Origin of the sequence: Clostridium sp. (assembly GCF_029258205.1) — a bacterium.
Taxonomy (GTDB): domain Bacteria; phylum Bacillota; class Clostridia; order Clostridiales; family Clostridiaceae; genus Sarcina.
Genome location: NZ_JARHZJ010000044.1, coordinates 30,746 through 50,703 on the forward strand (window position 1 = coordinate 30,746; position 19,958 = coordinate 50,703).

The following is a 19,958-nucleotide window of genomic DNA, read 5'->3' on the forward strand; positions in this document are numbered from 1 at the left end:
TTATCAATAGCTAACTTTCAAAATAGTGTCCATTTTATATAAATATTTAAAATTTATATAGATATTTAAAATAACACAACTACAAACTATAGTTAATTAAATGTGTAGCTATAATACTCTCCTCTAATTTTTTTTTGAAAATTAGCTACACATTTATTTTATAAGCTAAATTATGGATTCAATCCATTTTACATAATTACATAGAGTTTATAATAGAATAAACTATTTAAATAAAAAGGAACTAAAGAACATTATATTTAAGTAATTCTATTAATATAGTATCTAAAAATTACTTAAAGCAAAATAACAAAAGTATACATGTAATAAACTAAAGACCCCTATAATATTATCCCCTAAAATCTCCTTTAAACTAATCTAAATCTTAATCAAAATAAAAAGCATAAACCTACAAATTTGACTTAGGTCTTGCTTTTTAAAATCACTCTTAATAAGAGAAAGTTAATTCTTTCTCTTATTTTTTAATGTTTACTTTAAACTAGTATTAATTTTACATAAAGCTATTTGCTTATCTTAATAATTCCTTTTGAACTTCTTTTGCTATTATAACTAAGAAGCCATATCAAATTTTTTTATATAAATTAATAAAACCAATTTATTCCTTTTCGATATAACTTCTTAATATTTTATTATAAATTTTGTCTTAAACAACTTTTAAGGTCTTCATCTGGAGTACTTATTGGCTTAATATCAAAGTTATCTACTAAATATTGAAGTACATTTGGTGATAAAAAAGCAGGTAATGATGGTCCTAAATATATTCCTCTTATCCCAAGAGCTAATAGTGCCAATAAATCAGCCACGGCTTTTTGTTCATACCATGAAAGTATTATGCTAAGAGGCAATGAATTTACATTAGTATCAAAAGCATCAGCTAAGGCTGTTGCTATTTTAACTGCTGAATACAAGTCATTACATTGTCCTATATCTAATAATCTTGGTAATCCTGCAACCTCCCCAAACTCTAATTTATTAAATCTATATTTTCCACAAGCCAAAGTTAAAATTATACAATCCTTAGGTACTAATTTTGCAAAGTCTGTATAATAACTTCTTCCAGCTCTTGCTCCATCACATCCTCCTATTACAAAGAAATGTTTTATCTTTCCATCATTAACTGCAGAAACTATTTTTTCTGCATTGCTTAAAGTAGCCTGATGTCCAAATCCAACTAAAATTTCTTTATCTTCTTCATCCTTATCATATCCACCAAGTTCAAGTGCCTTGTTTATAATCTCTGAAAAATCTTTATTTCCATATTCATCGGCTTTTATATGTTTTATTCCTTCCCAACCAACTACACTAGTACTATATATTCTATCCTTATAACTTTCCCTTGGTTGCATTAGACAATTTGTTGTCATTAAAATACATCCTGGAATGTCATCAAATTCCTTCTGTTGGTTTTGCCATGCAGATCCAAAATTCCCAACCAAATGCTTATATTTTTTTAATCCATCATACCCATGAGCTGGTAACATCTCACCATGTGTATATATATTTATTCCTTTTCCTTCACTCTGCTCTAAAAGCATTTCTAAATCTCTTAAATCATGTCCTGATACTATTATAAAAGGTCCTTTTTTTAAAGTTACATTTACCTTATGAGGAGTTGGATTTTTATATTTATTTGTATTAGCATAATCTAATAACTTCATTACTGCAATAGCTATATTTCCAGTTTTCATAGTTAATTCTATTAACTCTTCTAAACTTAGTTTATCATTAGTGGTGGCTTCTAAAGCTTTAAAATAAAAATTATCTACTTCCTTGTCTACAAAATTAATAAATCTAGCTTGATGTCCATATGCTGCTATTCCTTTTAATCCGTATAAAATTGTTGATCTTAAAGATCTTATATCCTGATCTAAGCTATCATCATACATTATTCCAGCTTTAATAGCATCTTTTAACATCTCATCTTTACTCTCACTTAAATTATATGTAGCGTGCTCTGGATATTCTCCTTTTGGAGCAGTCTTTCTAAGTTTTTCTTTTATCTTTTGAGATTTTTTCAAAAGATTAATATGAACTTCTGGATCAAAGTTTACATTGGTTAAGGTTGTAAATAGCCCATTTTCTACAAACTTCACCACTTCTTGATCAATATCTCCTCCTTTGTCAATGATTTTCTTTGCATAACATGATATCCCCTTCAATTGATAAATTAATAAATCCTGAAGATTTGCTATTTCTGGAGTCTTACCACAAACCCCTCTTTTAGTACATCCCTTTCCCCCAACTGTTTGCTCACATTGATAACAAAACATTAATGAATTTTCCAATTTAATTCCTCCTTTAAATTTTGTTTAGTATAATTAATATAAAAATTAAATTATTGTATTCATAAAAAAATAAATCCTTTCATGGATATTATTTCTTAATATAATTAAACCTATACATTTTATTAATTATTCAAATTATATTTTTAATGACTCAATATTTTGATACAGTTACATTCACAAAAACCTAAAAATTACATATAGATAATTATATAGGTTTATACATAAACATCTCATTACTTTTTTACAGTATGATTTTATATAGAAACTTTTTTACTATCCACATCTCCTTTATTTAAATTCCATCCAAATTTACTTAAACATCAAATTCACTTTAATAAAAATTATGTATAAACTTATATTGCTATTTTAGTAACCTCATTTCAAAACTAATTTTTCAATTAATTTATTTTACTAATTATGTGAGAATATATTTCTCACTTTTTTTATTTTCATTTCAAATAAAATATATTTAAAACTTTTAAACTAATAAACTACCAACTTCTATATTTATTATCTAATAACTTAATTTTGTATTTTATTCTTTTAAAATAGAAATTGAAGTTAATACCAGTATTTTACTAGTAAATCAATTTCTAAATGAGTTATTTTACTCTAATAGAAGTATTCTATATAAAAATCAATTGAAATTAATTATCAAATTCCTTATAATAACAATTGATATTGATTATCATTTGTTTCTTAGATATGTAAAGAGGTGACAAAATGTTAAAAGCTATTTTAAAAATAATGAAAAATTCAAATGAATTCTCATCCTCTACTATTGCTAAAGAACTTAATATAAGTGAAACAATGGTTGAGATTTATAAAGAACAACTAGAGCAAAAAGGCTATATTAAAAAAATATCTTTATCTGGATGTTCTCAAGATCAATGCTCTTCTTGCGGATGTGGTTGCTCTAAAAGTTTGAACTCCATTTCTGGCTGGGAAATAACTGAAAAAGGATTACTAGTTTTACAAAAATAATTTTAATTAGATAAAGTTAAGATTTTTATAATTAGGAGGAATATACAAAATGGATACTTTAGAAAGAAAACAAGTAGGTGAAAAACTTATTGTTAAAGGAATTGAAAAAGATAGTATTGTAAAAAGAAAATTATTAGATATGGGAATTACTCCTGGAGTTACTTTGGAAATCACAGGTAAGGCTCCTCTTGGTGACCCTATTGAAGTAATTGTAAGAGGATATAAGTTAACTCTAAGAAAAAATGAAGCTAAAAGCATTTTAGTTTAATACTTAATGTATTTAAGGAGGAACTTTTTTATGATACCTATGTCTTTCACTAAAGAAGGTAGTTCTATTAAGATAGAAAAAATGCTTATTGATGATTCCCTAGGAAAAAGACTTATGGAAATAGGAATTTCAAATGGGAATATTATAGATGTAATTAAAAATGATACTACAGGCCTAATAATCAGTATAAGTGGATCGCGTCTTGCTTTAGATAAAACTTTAGCAAACAAGATATTTGTTAAAGAAATCTAAAAGCAATATATTTTTACTTTTAATCGATAATGAATATTATTATATTTTAATTTATTTATTAATATATAAATGTTTTATATGAAAGACTTTTCTTTAGCCGTTCATGGTTGGTATTCGGTATTTTATTAAATTTAAAACTTTATTAAGGGGGAAAATTAATGTTAACTATTGCATTAGCTGGTAATCCTAACTGTGGTAAAACAAGCCTTTTTAACTTACTTACTAAATCTAGACAACATATAGGAAACTGGCCCGGTGTTACAGTAGAAAAAAAAGAAGGTACTTTAAAATTTAAAGGTGAAAGCTATAAAGTAATTGATTTACCAGGAACTTATAGCTTAGGAGCGTACTCAGAAGATGAGATTGTTGCTAGAAATTATATATTAAAAGATAAACCTGATGTAGTTATAAATGTTGTTGATGCAACTAATTTAGAAAGAAATCTTTACCTTACTACTCAGCTTATAGAAATGGGAGCAAATGTGGTTATTGCTCTTAATATGATTGACCAAGCTGAAGCTTTAAATATAGAAATTGATACAAATAAACTTTCTAAAAAATTAGGTGTTCCTATTATAAAAACATCAGCTTTAAAAAATAGAGGAATAGAAGAATTAATAGAAACTTCTATTAATACAAAGAAAAATGAAAAACTTATTAGTATAAATTATGGTAAAGATATTGAAAATGAAATTAAAAACCTTTCCTCTTGCCTAGAAAGGTATAAAAATAAATTAGAATTTCCTGTTAATTGGATAGCTTTAAAACTTTTAGAAAATGATCAATATATAAAAGATAAAATTAAACAATTAAATATTTCAAGTATATTTGCTAAGCTTGAAGAAAGTAATAAGATAATAGAAAACAATATAGGCTTTGAAGCTGATATGTGTATTGTTGATAAAAGATATTCTTTTATATCATCAATTACTGAAGATGTAATAAAAAAACCTAGTAAAAAACAGGTAACAACTACTGAAAAAATAGATAAAATAGTTACAAATAAATATTTAGGAATTCCAATTTTCGCACTTATTATGTATTGCTTATATGAATTAACCTTTATTATTGGTGCTGGAATTCAGGAATGGTTTGGAGATCTTATAGCTAAAGTAGGTGTAATTGTTTCTGACTGGCTTGCTAATATGGGTGCTCCTGAATTAATAGTAGGATTCATAAATGATGGACTATTTGGTGGTGTAGGTGCTGTTCTTTCTTTCTTACCACTAATCATGGTTATGTACTTCTTATTAGGACTTTTAGAAGATAGTGGTTATATGGCAAGAGCTGCTTATGTTATGGATAGACTTATGAGAGCTTTAGGATTACATGGAAAAACCTTTGTATCTATGATAGTTTCAGTTGGATGTAATGTTCCTGGAATAATGTCTACTAGAACCTTAGAAAACAAAAAGGACAGAATGATAGCTATACTTATTAATCCATTTATATCTTGTGGTGCTAGAATGCCTATATATGCTGTATTTGTTGAAGCATTTTTCCCTACTCATCAAGGTTTAGTATTATTTAGCTTATATGTTCTAGGTATTATAGTTGCCTTAATAAGTGGAAAAATATTTAGTAAAACTTTATTTAAAGGTGAATCTTCATATTTTGTAATGGAACTTCCTGCTTATAGAATGCCATCTATAAAAAATGTATTCCTACTAATGTGGGAAAAAGCAGGTGCTTTCTTCAAGAAAGCTGGAATGATTATATTCCCAATGATGATAGTTCTTTGGGCTCTATCAGTATTACCATTAGGAGTTGAACCAAATAGTGAACACTCTATCTTAGGTATGATTGGTAGCTTTGTTGCTCCATTATTTGTACTAGCTGGATATGGAACATGGCAAGCTGGTGTATCATTAATAACTGGTATATTAGCTAAAGAATCAGTAGTTGCAACAATGGGTATGGTTTATGCTGGAATTGAAGAAGGAGAAGCCTTAATAAATGTAATTCAACAGGTATTTACTCCACTTTCAGCGGTCTCATTCTTAGTTATGACTCTTTTATACACACCTTGTTTAGCAGCCTTAGGAGCAATAAAAAGAGAAACTAACTCTATGAAATGGACTATATTCTCAGCTGTATATACATTTGTGATTGCTCTAGTTTTATCAACACTTGTTTATCAAGTTGGATTATTACTAGGTTTTAAATAAATTAAATACGCCTTCTAATTATAATTATTCAATTTAGTTATAATTATTATAATAACCAAGAGATCTCCTTCCAATAATCTCTTGGTTATTTCAATTCAAACTAGTTTTTTATCTATAAACTCAAAACATATTCTATTCAAAACTACTATATTTGCTTACATATATCTAAATTAATATTTAGCTAAATTAGATAAAAATTAAAAAGATTAAGAGAATTACTTTTAAAACTCCTAATCTTTTTAATTTATACACAAATCTTAAATTTTACTCATCCACAGGAATCAAAATCGCGTTTTGAATACACTTTGCACCTTCAGGTGTTAAATTTTGATCTCTTAGATAATATTTTTTATCATCAACTATTAAATGATAAAAATCTATTACTTTACAATCCATATCATTTTTAATCAAGTATCTAACAACAGCTCTCATAAAATCTATTCTACTTAAAAAGTGTTCATTAAAAGTTATTTTTATTCTTTCATTACCTTTGTGTAACATAGTACACCACCCCTTTTTAATAATAATAAATTACCTTAAAATCAATCATGTTAGTATACAAAGTCATAAGAATATATAAATTTTAATCCAAGCTATATCTTACGAAAGGAGAATTAAGTCACTGTTAATAAAAATCAAGATTAAAAACCCAAGATCTAATAAACGTTTACATTTTTAAATCAACCGATTTTAAGCTTGTATATTTAAACCTTATTTTGTTGTAATATATCTCCTCTTTACACTTTTATTATACTCCTATTAGCTGTCTATGTAAATATTTTCTATAAGCTACTAATATTTATTAGTAAGAAAATAAAGAGCCTTCCTAAGTATGAACAAATTTATTTGTCTATCCTATAAGAAAACTCTTTATCTTTATTTATACTTTTAAATACACTCCATTAAACTATACTAAAAATCTATAATTGATTTTAATATTTTTTATTAACTATTCTTCCTTATTTTTATTTTTTCTTTTTAAGAAAACAGCTCCAATCCCAGTCATAACAGCTCCTACTAAAGATAGTATAGATCCACCAAGAACTTGTCCTGTTGTTGGTAGTAATCCTTCTTTCTTAAGAAGAGTTTCATCTTTAGCTAAGCTCTCCTCATTAGATTTATTTTCTTTACTAACTTTATTCTTTTCTTTAAGCTTATTATCCTTTAATTCCTCTGGTGAATCCGTTTTAGCTTCAGGCTTTTGTACTATTTCTTCATCAATAGGCTCATTATATTTCTTATTTTTATTTGGATAATCATTTTCTGAATTTTTTAAGGCACTTCTGTCTATAGCAAAATTAACAACTTTTTCTGATGGATTTCCTGCTTTATCTAAAGCTTTAACATTTAAAATATACTTACCCTCTTCCTCTATTCTTGATTTTCCATCATATTCTTTTCCATTTAAAGTATATTTTAAATTAGCTTCTTTATCATCAGTTTCAATTATTGGAGTAACAGATTCATTATAAACTTTACCATCTTCAATTCCACTTACAAATATATTCGCAGGTGTTCTATCTAAATAAAATTTAACTTCTTTGTTTGATAAATTTCCAGCTTTATCTATTGCTTGTACATTTAAAACATAATCACCATCTTCTTTTATGCTAGACTTACCATCATATTCTTTTCCGTTTAAAGTATATTTTAAAGTAGCTTCTTCATTACTAGCTATTTCAGGAATAATTTCTTTGTTATATACTTTTTCTTCTTCAATGTTATTAAAAGAAATATTGGCTGGTATTTTGTCTATAGTAAAATTAGTTTTTACTTCTGTTTTATTTCCAGCTTTATCTGTAGCCTTTACAATTAACTCATAGTCTCCATCCTCTGAAATAGGCGTTTTTCCATCATAATCTTTTCCATTTAATAAGTAACTAATTTGAGCATCTTCATTAGAAACTACCTTTGGAGTTACATCCTTATTGTATATTCCTTTATCTGATATTCCTCCAATTGTTACTTCTGGAGCATCTTTATCAACCTTAATAGTAAGTTTTCTAAAAGTTTGATGACCTAATACATCAACTGCCTTTAATACTATAACATCTTCATCTTTTACAGGCACTTCATATGAAAACTCTCTTCTTGTACTATTATTCCCTGGTTTATCTCTATCTTCAACGTCTAACTGAATAGTGTCATTTTTATAGAACTTATATCCAAATGTATTATCCTCAACAGTACCTTTTATATTTATTTTATCTTCATTAGTTATAACTATACCATCTGATTCTACCCTTGGAGATGATAAGTTTATTATAGGTGCTTTAGTATCACATAATATATTACTAGCATAATTATATAATACTTTTCCATTTTCATCTTTCGCATAAATATTAACTTTGTTCATTCCTTCTTTTAAAGCAACTTTATGTACAAAAGTTCCATCTTCATTTACCTTAACCTCTTCATTATTTAACTTAAACTCTTTTACTGGACCTAATACTACTCCTTTTACTAAATATTCTAAAGAATTATCAACGCTTAAAGTTGAAGTTCCAAAGTTACCATCAAATTTTATTAATGAATTTGAAGATTCAACCTTTATATTTTTAGATACTTCACCTAAATTAAATGCGGTATCGTTCATAGCTACTTTAACTTGATTTAAATCATTATTTTTTAACTTTATATCACAACTATAAACGCCCTTATCCTCACTTATATTAGCTCGTACAATTTTACCGTTTACATATATCGTAGCTATGTCTGGTACAATAGCAATATTGTCCTTAGCAGTCCATTCTAATTTATAATCTACTTCACTATCATCTTTATTACTTGATACTTTTTCTCCTGAAATTATTTCAATATTAGGTTCAGTAAGATCAACCTGTACTGGAACAATTAAATCTTGATATTTAGCATTATCATAATCAACTTTTGACTTTATATTTAAATAATATTGACCTTCTGGTACAACTTCCTTTTCTCCTGTACTTGAATTATATAGCTTTCCATCCCAAACTAAGTTTTTGAATAAGTTTGGAGATTTTCCACTTCCACTTGGGTTACTATATTCTTCTTTTCTTATATAATCTTCATGTCCTATAACTCCTAAAGATTTTTTATCTTTATCTAATAACTCTAATTCAGTAACTCTAGAATTTCTTAAATAATATAAATACGGTGCTATAATATCACCATTCCCATCTCCATTTGGTGATATAGCTATCTTGTTAGGATCTACTTTAAACTTTCTATCCTTATCCTTATCTCCTAAACCTAATCTATACCCAATTGATCCATTTAAATTTGTTAATACTTCTGATGGAACTATGAACTTTTTATTTTCATTGTCCCAATTCATAGCTTCTATTATTTGATCTTTTCCCCAATCTCCATAATATCCCATGAAAGGAACTGATAATGATGGTACATCCTTTCCTATAAATTTAATAAATCCTTCAACAAATCTATCCTCTGAAACAGATTTAGGGATTGTTAGTTTTACTTTTAAAGTTTCTGTCCCATTAGCTGGAACAATAACTTTATTTTTATCAAAAAAAACCTTTGCTCCCTCAATCTTCACATCATGAGACATAGTGTTTAAAGTATCACTAGTTTCTGTTAAAACTCCACCTAAATTTTCAACATCATACTCAGCTTGTTTATCTCCATAATTTTTTAATGTTAATGTAAATTCTTTCTCATTTCCTATTTGCTTTAATGCCACAGTAGAATTATTATTTTCATCTAATACTACAACCTTATTTTTAAGAGCTTCCTCTATTTGAATTAATCCTGCTCCTTGTCTTCTAGGTGAATAAGGTATATTAGGATTATTTTTATCCATCTCTATTTTTGAAGTACTTATTGCCGTATTTTTTGCTAATTCTACTAAATCTCTTCCTTTTAGATTTGGATTTTCTTTTTTAATCCCTTCAACTATTAATGCTTCTCCTCCAGCAACATGTGGTGCTGCCATTGATGTACCCGTCTTAATACCATATTTATTATCATTTATAGTTGAATATATATTTCCTCCTGGTGCAGATATTTGTGGTTTAAAATCTAAGCTTGGAGTAGGTCCCCATGATGATGATTCAACAAAATCACCTGCATTACTACTTGCAACTAATATTTTATTGTTTGTAAATTTTATCTTTAAACTACTATTAATAGCCTTTTTGAATTTTTCTCCATCTGAATTTTTAACAAATACTGATGGGATTTTAACCTTTGAATCTGTTGCCATATTTATAAATGACTCATCACCATTTACATTGTATATTATTACACCTTTAGCACCATATGCCTGTGCATTTAAAATTTTATCTCCAAAAGATAATTCTCCTCTTTTTATTAATGCAACTTTTCCCTTTAAATCTTTTCCTTTTAAATCTTTTATTCTTCCAAGTCCACAATCTACTAAATCAAATTCTTTATCTAAATTAAGATTATTTTCTTCTCCTGATAACATAAATGGTATATTAACTGTCTCACCATTACCTTCAAATTTTATTGTTGGTAATAGCATCTTACTATTATGATAGTTCGCTACTGTAAGTGCATCATTTGCTGTTCCAGGAGCTCCTACTAAACCAGTATCCTTTATATCTGGAACCTTGTATGGAGCTGTTGAATATTGTGAATTCCCAGCAGCAACAACCACTACTACCCCAGCATCTACAGCCTTTTTAACGGCTATTTGTTCTGGATCATCTTCTTTTTGAAATCCAGCTGAAGATCCTAAGCTCATATTTATTATATCTGCTCCTTGATTAACAGATTCTTCAATAGCTGCTACTATATCATCCTCAGCAGCTCCTTGTCTATTTGGATTATTTGAAAAAACTTTCATAGCTAATAATTGTGCTTCTGGCGCAACTCCTTTTATCGCCTCATTTTTAGCAACCTCTTCATCACTTCCATTTGCAGCAACTATTCCTGCTACATGCATTCCATGCATATCTACTTTTGGATTTGTATCTATAATATTTTCATTTTCATCAGCAAAATTATATCCATATGGAACTTTTTCTGTAAAATATTTTCCTGGTCCATCTTTTAAATTTTCTTTTTTAAGCTTAACTTTTGATGAATCTGTTATTCTCATATCTCTATGAGTTGGATCTATTCCTGAATCTATAATAGAAACAACCATTCCTTCACCTTTCAATCCTAACTCTTTCCAAACCTCTACTGCTTGTGTCAAATCTTTAGCAGAATTCATAGCTGGATAGTAAGTCTTTACAACTTTTACACTTTTTACACCATCAATCTTCTTTAATTCATCTATATCTTTAACTTTTGTATCAATACTGAATCCATTTATTAAAGTTCCAAAGCTTTTATTTATCTTTTCTCCTGTAATTTCTTCTGCTTCATCTTTAGCATCTTTTTGTTCTTCTTTTACTTCTTGAATTTTTGCTTCAGATGGTTTTTTCTCACCTTCAGCCTTAGCTTCCTCTATAGCTGCTGGCTTTTCAAGTTCAACTATAACTCTTACTACTTCATTTGGATTTTGATACTTAAAATAAAGCTCATCCCTAGCAATATTCTCTAAATTTCTTACTGTTGAACTTGTCCCATTATTGACTTCCTCTGCCATTACATTAGTTCCTACACTATTAGGTATTATAAGAGCTAATACCACCAATCCATTTAGTGTTGAGGATAAAAACCTTTTCATATGTTTTTTCTGTTCTTTCATTAAATTGTCCCCCTTTTTTTATGTTATTTATAGATTTTTATAATAAATACTTAGTTGCCCCTACTAAATATTTATATTATAAAAAATTTTAAGCTTTATATAAAAAACCAATGAAATTAATTATTTCATTAATCCCTTAATCTTTTAATATCACTTAACACTTTATTTATATTTTAATAGATTATACATTATTAGTTAATTTTTTAAAAGCATTCTTTTTATTAATTTTTTGTGAATAAATTTTATTAAACCCATTTAAAAGGCAGTATTACTTTAATTATCAAACACATTTATATATTAATTTTTTTAAAAACATAAATTTTACTATTTCATAAATTATAATTAATGTTATTAATAATTTATTAATAAATAATTCATAGCGTTAATTACAAGAATAAAAATAAGCTTATTGAGTTTAATATTTTATTAAACCCTATAAGCTTATTTTAAAACGCTATCTATTTATAACATTTAAAATCCTTTACGAAATGGAGGAAATACATAATCATCTTTTTTTCTAAAGGAAATTAAAACTTCTTCCCCCAAAATATCTTTACATACAACTGTACCTCTAAAAACCTTAATGTCATCACAAGCTCCCATTTTTAAGAACTCCATAATAGCCTCTATCTTTGTATCATAATAAGATTCTGGAACTTTTTTACCCTTAGGAGTAATTTCTACTAATATGTATTTCTCTGAAATATACTTACACCAAGCATTTTCTTTATCCCAGTTATCACCAAATTTTTCTGACATCATATCGTACCAATTTTCAGCTAGTTTTTGCTTTTGAGATTTACTTTTTATTCCAGATATTTCTTCCTTAAGTTTCATAACTGCATATCTAAGATAAAAAACCTTATCTATGTCATCTTCAAATTCATATAAATTAAGATTAAATCCATAAGTTTTATAAATTTCAGTAACTTTTTCATTTAGTTTTTTAGAATCAATTATAAAATTTCCATTCTTTGTCTTATATGTCGTAATTCCCATTGCTGTTCTCCTTCGTCAAGAAATATTATTTCTTTAAATATATTTAATCTTCAGTCATATGTTAAGTTTTATAGCTTATTAATATTTTAAAATTTCTATTTTGCTTGGCGTATATCAAAATAACTTTTGATACATGCTTTCATTTTTAGTAAAATCTTAAAACCTAAAAATAAAATAACTTTTGTTAACATTTTATTATTATATTTTATATAATAACACAAACAGTAAAACTTTACCAGTTTTTTCTGAAATCAATAACATAATTTTTATTTATGAAAATAATCAAATTTTTGGTTTAACATCTCCATTTATTAAATCAATAAAATCTTTAATGTAATTAATATTCTCTAAATTCATGGATATATCATATATAAGCCATCCAAAATCACTATTAGACAATAACAAATCTATTCTTTCACGCTCTACTTTCCAATAATAATCTAAATTACAAAAAGCTCTTAACAAAGTTATTTCATTCTAAGTGTAATACCCTCTTCCATCCCAAAGACCAACAACCTCCTTACAAGCTTTCATATTAGCGTAAATCTCCTCGTTCCTTTCTTCTCCATTGGAATTTAAAGTTGCATACGCAAATTGACTAATACTGTACTTAAATTGTTCCTCCAATCTTTTTTCATATGAATATATCTTTGTACTTTTGCAAATACCAAAGAACATACATGCTAATAATAATACTGATAAAATAGATACTTTGTTCTTTTTTAAATACGCCCTTAATCTTTTAATTATCATGGATTCTCTCTCCTTCACTTCATATATACATTTAATTATATATATTGATATTTTTTCCACAATATTTCTTATATATTTTATAAAAAATATTACAATTGAAGTAAAAATAAAAAAGATGTATTGTTTTTATATAGATTAATTTAACTATATAATTTTAAACTTTATATTTAAAAGGAGAATTTAAATTGAAAAGAAATAATGCACAAAATAGTAAGAATATTAAAATAAAAGAAATCTGCGAAATCTGTGGAGAAGAAATGGATGAAAATCCTTTTGCTTACGACTATGATTCAGAAAATAAACTTGTTTTCAAATGTCCAGCTTGTGGTCATAGAAAAGTTAGAAACTTATAAAAATTAAATATTCTGACTTTCAACATTAAATACTTACAAAGATATTTATAAAATACTAATAATAAAAGAGAGAGCTTTATTTGAAATAAAACTCCCTCTTTTAATTAATATATAGATCAAACTTAATTTTTTAATAAAACACTTTTTAAAATTTTATTTTTATTCTATAGGAATAAGTTGCTATTAACTAGTCCAATTCTAAAATTTATAAATTTTCTTGTGAACTTAAAAATTCCAAGAATCTCTCAACGCCCCCTGATAAAATTATTACTTCTTCTGGTCTTTTTCCTTTTAAATTAGAAACATCAAAGAACTCTCCACTTTTTGATGAATCAGTAATCATAAAACTATCACTACCATACAAGCCCTCATCAATTCCTATATATTCATCACCCCAAAAACTACATTCTTCTGGCAATATCCCAAATTCATCTTTAAAATACGTTAAAATTGTATTTACATTATCACTTTTACTAGAAACTCCAACTTCTAAGTATTTGGCATCTGTTGTTACCACTAAATCTAACCCATATTTCCTCCCTATTTCTTCAGCGATTTTAATAAGTCCTAAAACCCCTCCATTAAATCCATGCTTAATCAAATTTTCTTTTAATATATTAACCTCATTTTCTTGAAGAAATAGTTGCTCTCCTCTATTACTATCAACCATAAGATCTATTTTGCAATAATTAGGTCTACTAAAAACTATATCTGTCTTATAATCATAGTCTTCTAAAAGCTTCATATGAATATCAAAACAAGCTTTATGTACATCCAAAAAAACTGATTTTTCTGGTATCATATTATTGAATAACTCTAAATTTTTATTTTTATTAAATTTATAGTTATATGCTCCTCTACCTAATCCTAAAAATAAATTTTCTAATTCTTTTTCAGTAAAATAATCTTGTAATCTTCCACCAGCAATATTTTCAATAGTAGTTCCACTAATTATTGCTAGTTTTATCCCCTTATTAAGCAAAACCTTCATTCTCGAAACTATCCCATCTACTGGTGCTGTCCTAGAAGTTACAGCAGTACCATCCCAATCAAAAAAGATAGCTTTATATCCATTATCCATAAAACACTCTCCCTTTTATCTTATTAATAATCAATTTAATCAGAGCAAATTAAAAATATTATTTCTAACCAACTAAACTATAATTTAACTGGTATTTGTATTATCTCTTCTAAATTTTCAAGATACACCTTGACTCCATATATATATAATTCTAAATTATCTCCCTCTACTAATTTCATTTGAATCTCATCCTTAGAAATTTTTATTTCTAATAGATTCTTCTTGTAGAAAACTTTAAAACTATATGATTTCCACGACTTTGGTATTGTAGGATTTAATTCTAAAATTCCTTTATTAGTTCTAAGTCCTGCAAAACCATTTACAATTGCCTGCCAAGTTCCTGCCATATTTGCAGCATGAATTCCTGCATAAAAATTATTGTGATAATCATCTAAATCCATTCTTGCTGACTGTGAAAAATACTTATAAGCCTCATCATCATATCCAATTTGGCTAGCTAAAATACCAAATATACAAGTTGATAAAGAGGAATGATGTAATGTTACTTCTTGATAAAAATCATAGTTTCTTCTTAATTCATCTATAGTGAAAAAATTACTATGGAGATACATTGCTAAAATTGAATCAGCTTGCTTTGACATCCTTTGTCTAAATATAAATAGAGGATGATAATTTTCATAAAGAAGATGTCTCTTTTCTGGAGATATTTTTGAATCATCCCAAGGCTTTCTCTTCATAAAGCCATCATCTAAAGGATATATCCCTCTTTTCTCATCATAAGGAAAATACATGTTTTCAATTATTTTTTTCCAATATTCTACTTCTTCATCTTTTAAATCAATCTTTTTAACTAGACTATCATAAGCTAATTGGTCCTTTTCTTTAATCTTATTTAATGCCCATATTGCATCTCTAAGGTTTTCACGCGCCATAAGATTAGTATAAAAATTATTATCAACTATAGCATTATACTCATCTGGTCCAGTTACAGCACAAATACAATATTTATCTCCAACATACTCAGAAAATGATCCTACATCAGCCCAAACCCTTGCAGTTTCACATAAAACTTCAGCTGCTTTATCCTTTAAATAGTCAAAATCATCATTAACATCTACGTAAAGTTTAAATGCATATGCTATATCTGCATTTATATGATATTGAGCCGTTCCTAAAGGAAAATATGTTGATGCTTCCTCTCCATTAATTGTTCTCCATGGATATAATGCTCCTTTATCATGTCCTAATATCCTTGCTCTCTCCCTAGCTTTATCTAAGGTAAAATATCTATAATCTAGTAATTTCTTAGCTAAATCTGGCTTAGTATATACAAATACAGGAAGTACATACATTTCTGTATCCCAAAAATAATGTCCTTCATATCCTTCTCCACTTAACCCTTTAGCTCCCATTCCAGTTTTACCATCTCTACCAGCTGATTGCATAAGATGAAAAAGATTAAATCTGATTCCCTGTTGAAGTGCATTATCCCCTTCAATAACTACATCAGCTGTTCTCCAAAATTCTTCAACATATTGCTTTTGCTCTCTCTCAGCTTCTGTATATCCTTTTTTCTTAGCATCACTTAAAATAGTTTTTATAAAGCCATTTAGCTTTTCCTCATTCATATCTAAAGATGTGGTATATGCAATAAACTTATCTAATATGATTTCTTCATTTTCCTTGGCAGTAAATTCATAAGATACCTCACAAACCTCACAATTTTTAAAATTCTTTCTTATAAAGTTTTCTGCTGATATTTTGTTTACTGATCCACAAGCTATTGTAAGTTCACTATTTAATGTTGTTCCCTCATAATAAAGTTCATCTTTTATAGAATCTATATAATCCTTTAAAAGCCTTTTACCAAAAGGACCATAATCAACTAAAGGATTAGTTTTTCTTGTATGATTTTCTACCCCTGCATCAATAGCAGAGATAAATTTTAGATTCCCACTAAAATTTAAAGGAGTAACTTTGTAACGTATTTCCATTAAATTTTTATTATTAAAACTAACAAATCTACTTATGCTAATTTTTATTTTTTTACCCTTCGGTGATATCCATATAAGATCTCGAGTTATCCTTCCTTCTTTCATATGTAAAACTCTATTATACTCTTCTATTTGACCTGTAAGCATACTGAATTCTTCATCTTCTATAAATAGCTTTATTATTTTAGCATTTGGAAGATTTAAAAGTGATTGACTTTCTGTAGGAAAACCAAAATTCCATTCTCCATACTTTATATACTCACTTTCATAAAAGCCATTGACAAAGTTTCCCTCTAATCCTGTTTCAACATCAAAATCATATGCCTCTTCAAAGGTGCCTCTAGTACCTATATATCCATTAGCCAATGAAAATGTTGTTTCATTTCTATAATTATTTTTTAAAAGAAATTCTTCTTCTGTTATATTCCAAGGCTCTATTTTATAAATAGGCTCTCTATAATCTTCCATATTACTCTCTCCTCACCACTTTATTTCCCAAAAAATCTCATTCTTTTTTACAAAAGAATATAAAAACTCAATGGCATCTGGTTTCAATGCTGTCCTATGTTTAGAAATTGCTTCTCTCTTTAAATTTTCTTTACTGTTATTAAATTGCATTTCTTTAGGTACAATAAAACTTAATGCTTCACTCCATTTTAAGTTTGAAGTTTCTTCTAAAAGTTTTGGACATGTAAATTCGCTAATTTCATCCGTAATAATAGGCCAATTTTCATCCCCATCACAAGAGTGTACTATTCCACTATATAAGTTAGGTGCATAATTATTTTTTTTCCTAATTTCTTTTAGTATTTCAACTACAAAATAATATAAACCACTATGATCTCCATGGATATCAAACTCAGAGGTTGTAAAAATATTTTCTGGCATGTATTTTTCTATTACTGCTGATAAATCATCATGAAAATTCTTCCTAGTATATTTACTATGTTCATTAAAACTTTTAAAGTGATATTCTTTATGATTTTCTAAAGAATAAGTTTCATTTGAACAACTAGACTCTAAAATTTTATTTTCATCCTTTTCTTCATATAGATTCCATAAAAAGCTTTTTTCTTTAGGCATTCCAGTATCAGCATATCCAAGTACTATTAAATTTTCACTTTGTAACCCTAAAAGCTCTAACCCTTCTATGCTTTCACTAATTCTTGCCCTTCCCACAGAATAATCTTCACAAGCATAATCTCCATTAGTAGCCATCACTACCTTCACATCAAGTCCACTTTCTAGTGCATTTTTTATTATTCCTCCTGTCATAAGCAATTCATCATCCTCGTGAGGGACAATTACCATAATACTTCCAAAATCTTTATCTATACTAATATTTCTCATAAGATCACCACCTTGACATTTAACCTTTAACAGCTCCTGTTGTAACTCCACCTATTATGTATTTTTGCATAAATATATAGAATACCATAAGAGGTGCAACTCCTAACATTAACATTGGGAAAAGTGCTGTCCAGTCAGTTGAGAATTGACCTATATTTCTAGATACCTCTTGTAAAATAACTCCATTTTCTCTACTTTGTAAGAATAATAAAGGTGTTAAGAATTCATTCCAAACATTTAAAGTTACTATTATAACTACAGTTGAAATAACTGGTTTTAAAAGTGGTAATATAACTCTAAAAAACTTTTTTAATACTCCACATCCATCAATATCTGCAGCTTCCTCTAACTCCATTGGAATAGTAGCTTCTATAAATTCTTTAAATAAAAATATTGCTTGAGGTGTATTTATAGCTACGTTTACTAATATTACAGCAAATGCACTATTCATAAGATGTAAACTCTTTACGATTTTATATAAACTTACTATATTCATTTGGAATGGAACTATTAATCCTGCAAGGAAAAGTAAAAACATACGATTTCCAAGTTTAGTTTTTGTTCTAGCTAAGGCATATCCAGCCATAGATCCAAAAACAACAATCAATATAACTGCTGTAGCAGTTATAAAAACTGTATTTCCAAAAGCTCTTGGAAAACTCATTTGTTTCCACGCATTGGAATAATTTTCAAAAACCCAAGTCTTAGGAATTCCTAATGGACTAGCTGTCGCTTCTTGAGGAGATTTAAAAGTTGTTACTATAAGATAATAAATTGGTATAAACCATATAGCAGCTAATAGAATCATTGCTAATTCTAATCCCCATAGTTTTTTATCTTTTTTCTTAATTCCACTACTTTTTAATTTATTCATCATGATATAGACTCACTCCATTTCCCCATTAATTTTGTTGTTATTCCACTTATTACAAGAACTATAATAAAGAATAATACTCCAAATGCTGCTCCTGTACTATAGAATCCATCTGAAATACCTTTTTTCATCATAACAGTCATAACTGTTTCAGTAGCATTTCCTGGGCCTCCTGAAGTCATTGAATATATAATATCGAAAACTTTCATACCACCTATAAGTCCTGTAACAACGATTATTTTTACTGATGGGCACATTAATGGAAGTGTTACATGAAAGAATTGTTTCAAACTTCCAGCTCCATCAATACTTGCAGCTTCATATAACTCTTTAGGTATTGATTGTAAATTAGCTAAGAATATAACCATTGCCCACCCTGTCCATTGCCAAGCTTGAGTAAAAATTACAGAAAATAAAGCTTTATTTGTTGTGAAGAAATTTATAGTGTCTAACCCTAAAGAATGTAATATATTATTTACTAACCCATAATCTGATGATGAAAGTATAAAATTCCATAAGTAACCTATTATTAATGAACTGAATACTGCTGGAAAGAAGAATACAGCTCTTAATAAATTACGGCTTTTTAATTTTTTATCTAATAACACAGCTAACGGTAATGCTAAAACTGTTTGTAGCCCCGTAAGAGCTATAGCATATATTACTGAGTTCTTAATACCAATCATCATGACTGGTGTTGAAAATACCTTAGCGTAATTTTGAAATCCAACAAAACTTAAATTAATAGGATTTATATCTGTATAATTAGTGAAACTATAAAATATTGTGTACAAAAATGGTACAATACTAAATATTAAGTAAATAGCTAAAGCTGGCAATACAAAAACATAAAAGTATTTTCCTAAAGTTCCTGGTGTTCTTCTTTTCTTTTTAACTAATTCCATGTAGTATCCTCCTTTAAAACACTAGACAAATTTTTAAAATTGCTCATAACC

At 27.5% G+C, this 19,958-nt stretch carries 16 protein-coding genes; 5 read left to right on the forward strand and 11 right to left on the reverse strand.

Annotation, left to right across the window (positions count from 1 at the left end; all coding sequences use genetic code 11):
- Window positions 1–647 precede the first annotated feature (647 nt).
- Window positions 648–2,303 carry a hydroxylamine reductase gene (gene hcp / locus Q1J60_RS06580; RefSeq protein WP_300259788.1) on the reverse strand — a complete coding sequence of 552 codons (1,656 nt, stop codon included), beginning with the start codon at window positions 2,301–2,303 and terminating at the stop codon, window positions 648–650.
- A 723-nt stretch (window positions 2,304–3,026) separates the two neighbouring features.
- On the opposite strand from hcp, the gene Q1J60_RS06585 reads away from it, so the two are divergent.
- The 4 genes from Q1J60_RS06585 (at window position 3,027) to feoB (ending at window position 5,975) form a co-directional block, all read left to right on the forward strand.
- Window positions 3,027–3,287 (forward strand): FeoC-like transcriptional regulator, encoded by a 261-nt coding sequence (locus Q1J60_RS06585; RefSeq protein WP_300259790.1) that lies wholly within the window; start codon window positions 3,027–3,029, stop codon window positions 3,285–3,287.
- Between the two features lie 49 nt (window positions 3,288–3,336).
- The gene (locus Q1J60_RS06590) at window positions 3,337–3,555 is read left to right on the forward strand and encodes a FeoA family protein (protein WP_300259791.1); all 219 of its coding nucleotides are present in this window, start codon (window positions 3,337–3,339) and stop codon (window positions 3,553–3,555) included.
- Between the two features lie 30 nt (window positions 3,556–3,585).
- Window positions 3,586–3,807, forward strand: coding sequence for a FeoA family protein (locus Q1J60_RS06595; protein ID WP_300259793.1), 222 nt, complete (start codon window positions 3,586–3,588; stop codon window positions 3,805–3,807).
- 158 nt (window positions 3,808–3,965) lie between these two features.
- Window positions 3,966–5,975, forward strand: a complete 2,010-nt coding sequence (feoB, locus tag Q1J60_RS06600) for a ferrous iron transport protein B (RefSeq protein WP_300259795.1) — start codon at window positions 3,966–3,968, stop codon at window positions 5,973–5,975.
- Window positions 5,976–6,239: 264 nt separating this feature from the next.
- Here feoB and Q1J60_RS06605 read toward each other — a convergent pair whose 3' ends face one another.
- From Q1J60_RS06605 to Q1J60_RS06625, 5 genes are all read right to left on the reverse strand, one after another.
- A complete protein-coding gene (locus Q1J60_RS06605) occupies window positions 6,240–6,476 on the reverse strand; it encodes a branched-chain amino acid ABC transporter substrate-binding protein (RefSeq protein WP_300259797.1) in 237 nt (78 codons plus the stop codon).
- Window positions 6,477–6,924: 448 nt separating this feature from the next.
- Entirely contained in the window at window positions 6,925–11,637 is a 4,713-nt protein-coding gene (locus tag Q1J60_RS06610; RefSeq protein WP_300259799.1) for a S8 family serine peptidase, read from the reverse strand.
- A 471-nt stretch (window positions 11,638–12,108) separates the two neighbouring features.
- A complete protein-coding gene (locus Q1J60_RS06615) occupies window positions 12,109–12,636 on the reverse strand; it encodes a hypothetical protein (RefSeq protein WP_300259801.1) in 528 nt (175 codons plus the stop codon).
- 282 nt (window positions 12,637–12,918) lie between these two features.
- Window positions 12,919–13,101 carry a hypothetical protein gene (locus Q1J60_RS06620; protein WP_300259803.1) on the reverse strand — a complete coding sequence of 61 codons (183 nt, stop codon included), beginning with the start codon at window positions 13,099–13,101 and terminating at the stop codon, window positions 12,919–12,921.
- A 12-nt stretch (window positions 13,102–13,113) separates the two neighbouring features.
- On the reverse strand, window positions 13,114–13,389 hold the full coding sequence (locus Q1J60_RS06625; protein ID WP_300259805.1) for a hypothetical protein: 276 nt from the start codon (window positions 13,387–13,389) through the stop codon (window positions 13,114–13,116).
- A gap of 185 nt (window positions 13,390–13,574) precedes the next feature.
- On the opposite strand from Q1J60_RS06625, the gene Q1J60_RS06630 reads away from it, so the two are divergent.
- A complete protein-coding gene (locus Q1J60_RS06630; protein ID WP_300259807.1) occupies window positions 13,575–13,742 on the forward strand; it encodes a hypothetical protein in 168 nt (55 codons plus the stop codon).
- Between the two features lie 205 nt (window positions 13,743–13,947).
- On the opposite strand, the gene Q1J60_RS06635 is transcribed toward Q1J60_RS06630, so the two are convergent.
- From Q1J60_RS06635 to Q1J60_RS06655, 5 genes are all read right to left on the reverse strand, one after another.
- The gene (locus Q1J60_RS06635) at window positions 13,948–14,823 is read right to left on the reverse strand and encodes an HAD family hydrolase (protein WP_300259809.1); all 876 of its coding nucleotides are present in this window, start codon (window positions 14,821–14,823) and stop codon (window positions 13,948–13,950) included.
- 77 nt (window positions 14,824–14,900) lie between these two features.
- Window positions 14,901–17,246 (reverse strand): glycoside hydrolase family 65 protein, encoded by a 2,346-nt coding sequence (locus Q1J60_RS06640; protein ID WP_300259811.1) that lies wholly within the window; start codon window positions 17,244–17,246, stop codon window positions 14,901–14,903.
- Window positions 17,247–17,258: 12 nt separating this feature from the next.
- Window positions 17,259–18,128, reverse strand: a complete 870-nt coding sequence (locus tag Q1J60_RS06645) for a PIG-L deacetylase family protein (RefSeq protein ID WP_300259812.1) — start codon at window positions 18,126–18,128, stop codon at window positions 17,259–17,261.
- Window positions 18,129–18,147: 19 nt separating this feature from the next.
- Window positions 18,148–19,005, reverse strand: coding sequence for a carbohydrate ABC transporter permease (locus Q1J60_RS06650; RefSeq protein ID WP_300259814.1), 858 nt, complete (start codon window positions 19,003–19,005; stop codon window positions 18,148–18,150).
- Window positions 19,002–19,907 (reverse strand): carbohydrate ABC transporter permease, encoded by a 906-nt coding sequence (locus Q1J60_RS06655; protein ID WP_300259816.1) that lies wholly within the window; start codon window positions 19,905–19,907, stop codon window positions 19,002–19,004. The genes Q1J60_RS06650 and Q1J60_RS06655 overlap by 4 nt, the downstream gene beginning before the upstream one ends.
- Window positions 19,908–19,958 lie beyond the last annotated feature (51 nt).

What these genes read in the sequence shown, in the direction of transcription:
- Q1J60_RS06640 (WP_300259811.1), bottom strand. Translation starts at nt 17,246, where the DNA reads ATGGAAGATTATAGAGAGCCTATTTATAAAATAGAGCCTTGGAATATA.
- Q1J60_RS06590 (WP_300259791.1), top strand. Translation starts at nt 3,337, where the DNA reads ATGGATACTTTAGAAAGAAAACAAGTAGGTGAAAAACTTATTGTTAAA.
- Q1J60_RS06625 (WP_300259805.1), bottom strand. Translation starts at nt 13,389, where the DNA reads ATGATAATTAAAAGATTAAGGGCGTATTTAAAAAAGAACAAAGTATCT.
- Q1J60_RS06585 (WP_300259790.1), top strand. Translation starts at nt 3,027, where the DNA reads ATGTTAAAAGCTATTTTAAAAATAATGAAAAATTCAAATGAATTCTCA.
- feoB (WP_300259795.1), top strand. Translation starts at nt 3,966, where the DNA reads ATGTTAACTATTGCATTAGCTGGTAATCCTAACTGTGGTAAAACAAGC.
- Q1J60_RS06610 (WP_300259799.1), bottom strand. Translation starts at nt 11,637, where the DNA reads ATGAAAGAACAGAAAAAACATATGAAAAGGTTTTTATCCTCAACACTA.
- Q1J60_RS06615 (WP_300259801.1), bottom strand. Translation starts at nt 12,636, where the DNA reads ATGGGAATTACGACATATAAGACAAAGAATGGAAATTTTATAATTGAT.
- Q1J60_RS06650 (WP_300259814.1), bottom strand. Translation starts at nt 19,005, where the DNA reads ATGATGAATAAATTAAAAAGTAGTGGAATTAAGAAAAAAGATAAAAAA.
- Q1J60_RS06595 (WP_300259793.1), top strand. Translation starts at nt 3,586, where the DNA reads ATGATACCTATGTCTTTCACTAAAGAAGGTAGTTCTATTAAGATAGAA.
- Q1J60_RS06655 (WP_300259816.1), bottom strand. Translation starts at nt 19,907, where the DNA reads ATGGAATTAGTTAAAAAGAAAAGAAGAACACCAGGAACTTTAGGAAAA.
- Q1J60_RS06635 (WP_300259809.1), bottom strand. Translation starts at nt 14,823, where the DNA reads ATGGATAATGGATATAAAGCTATCTTTTTTGATTGGGATGGTACTGCT.
- Q1J60_RS06645 (WP_300259812.1), bottom strand. Translation starts at nt 18,128, where the DNA reads ATGAGAAATATTAGTATAGATAAAGATTTTGGAAGTATTATGGTAATT.
- Q1J60_RS06605 (WP_300259797.1), bottom strand. Translation starts at nt 6,476, where the DNA reads ATGTTACACAAAGGTAATGAAAGAATAAAAATAACTTTTAATGAACAC.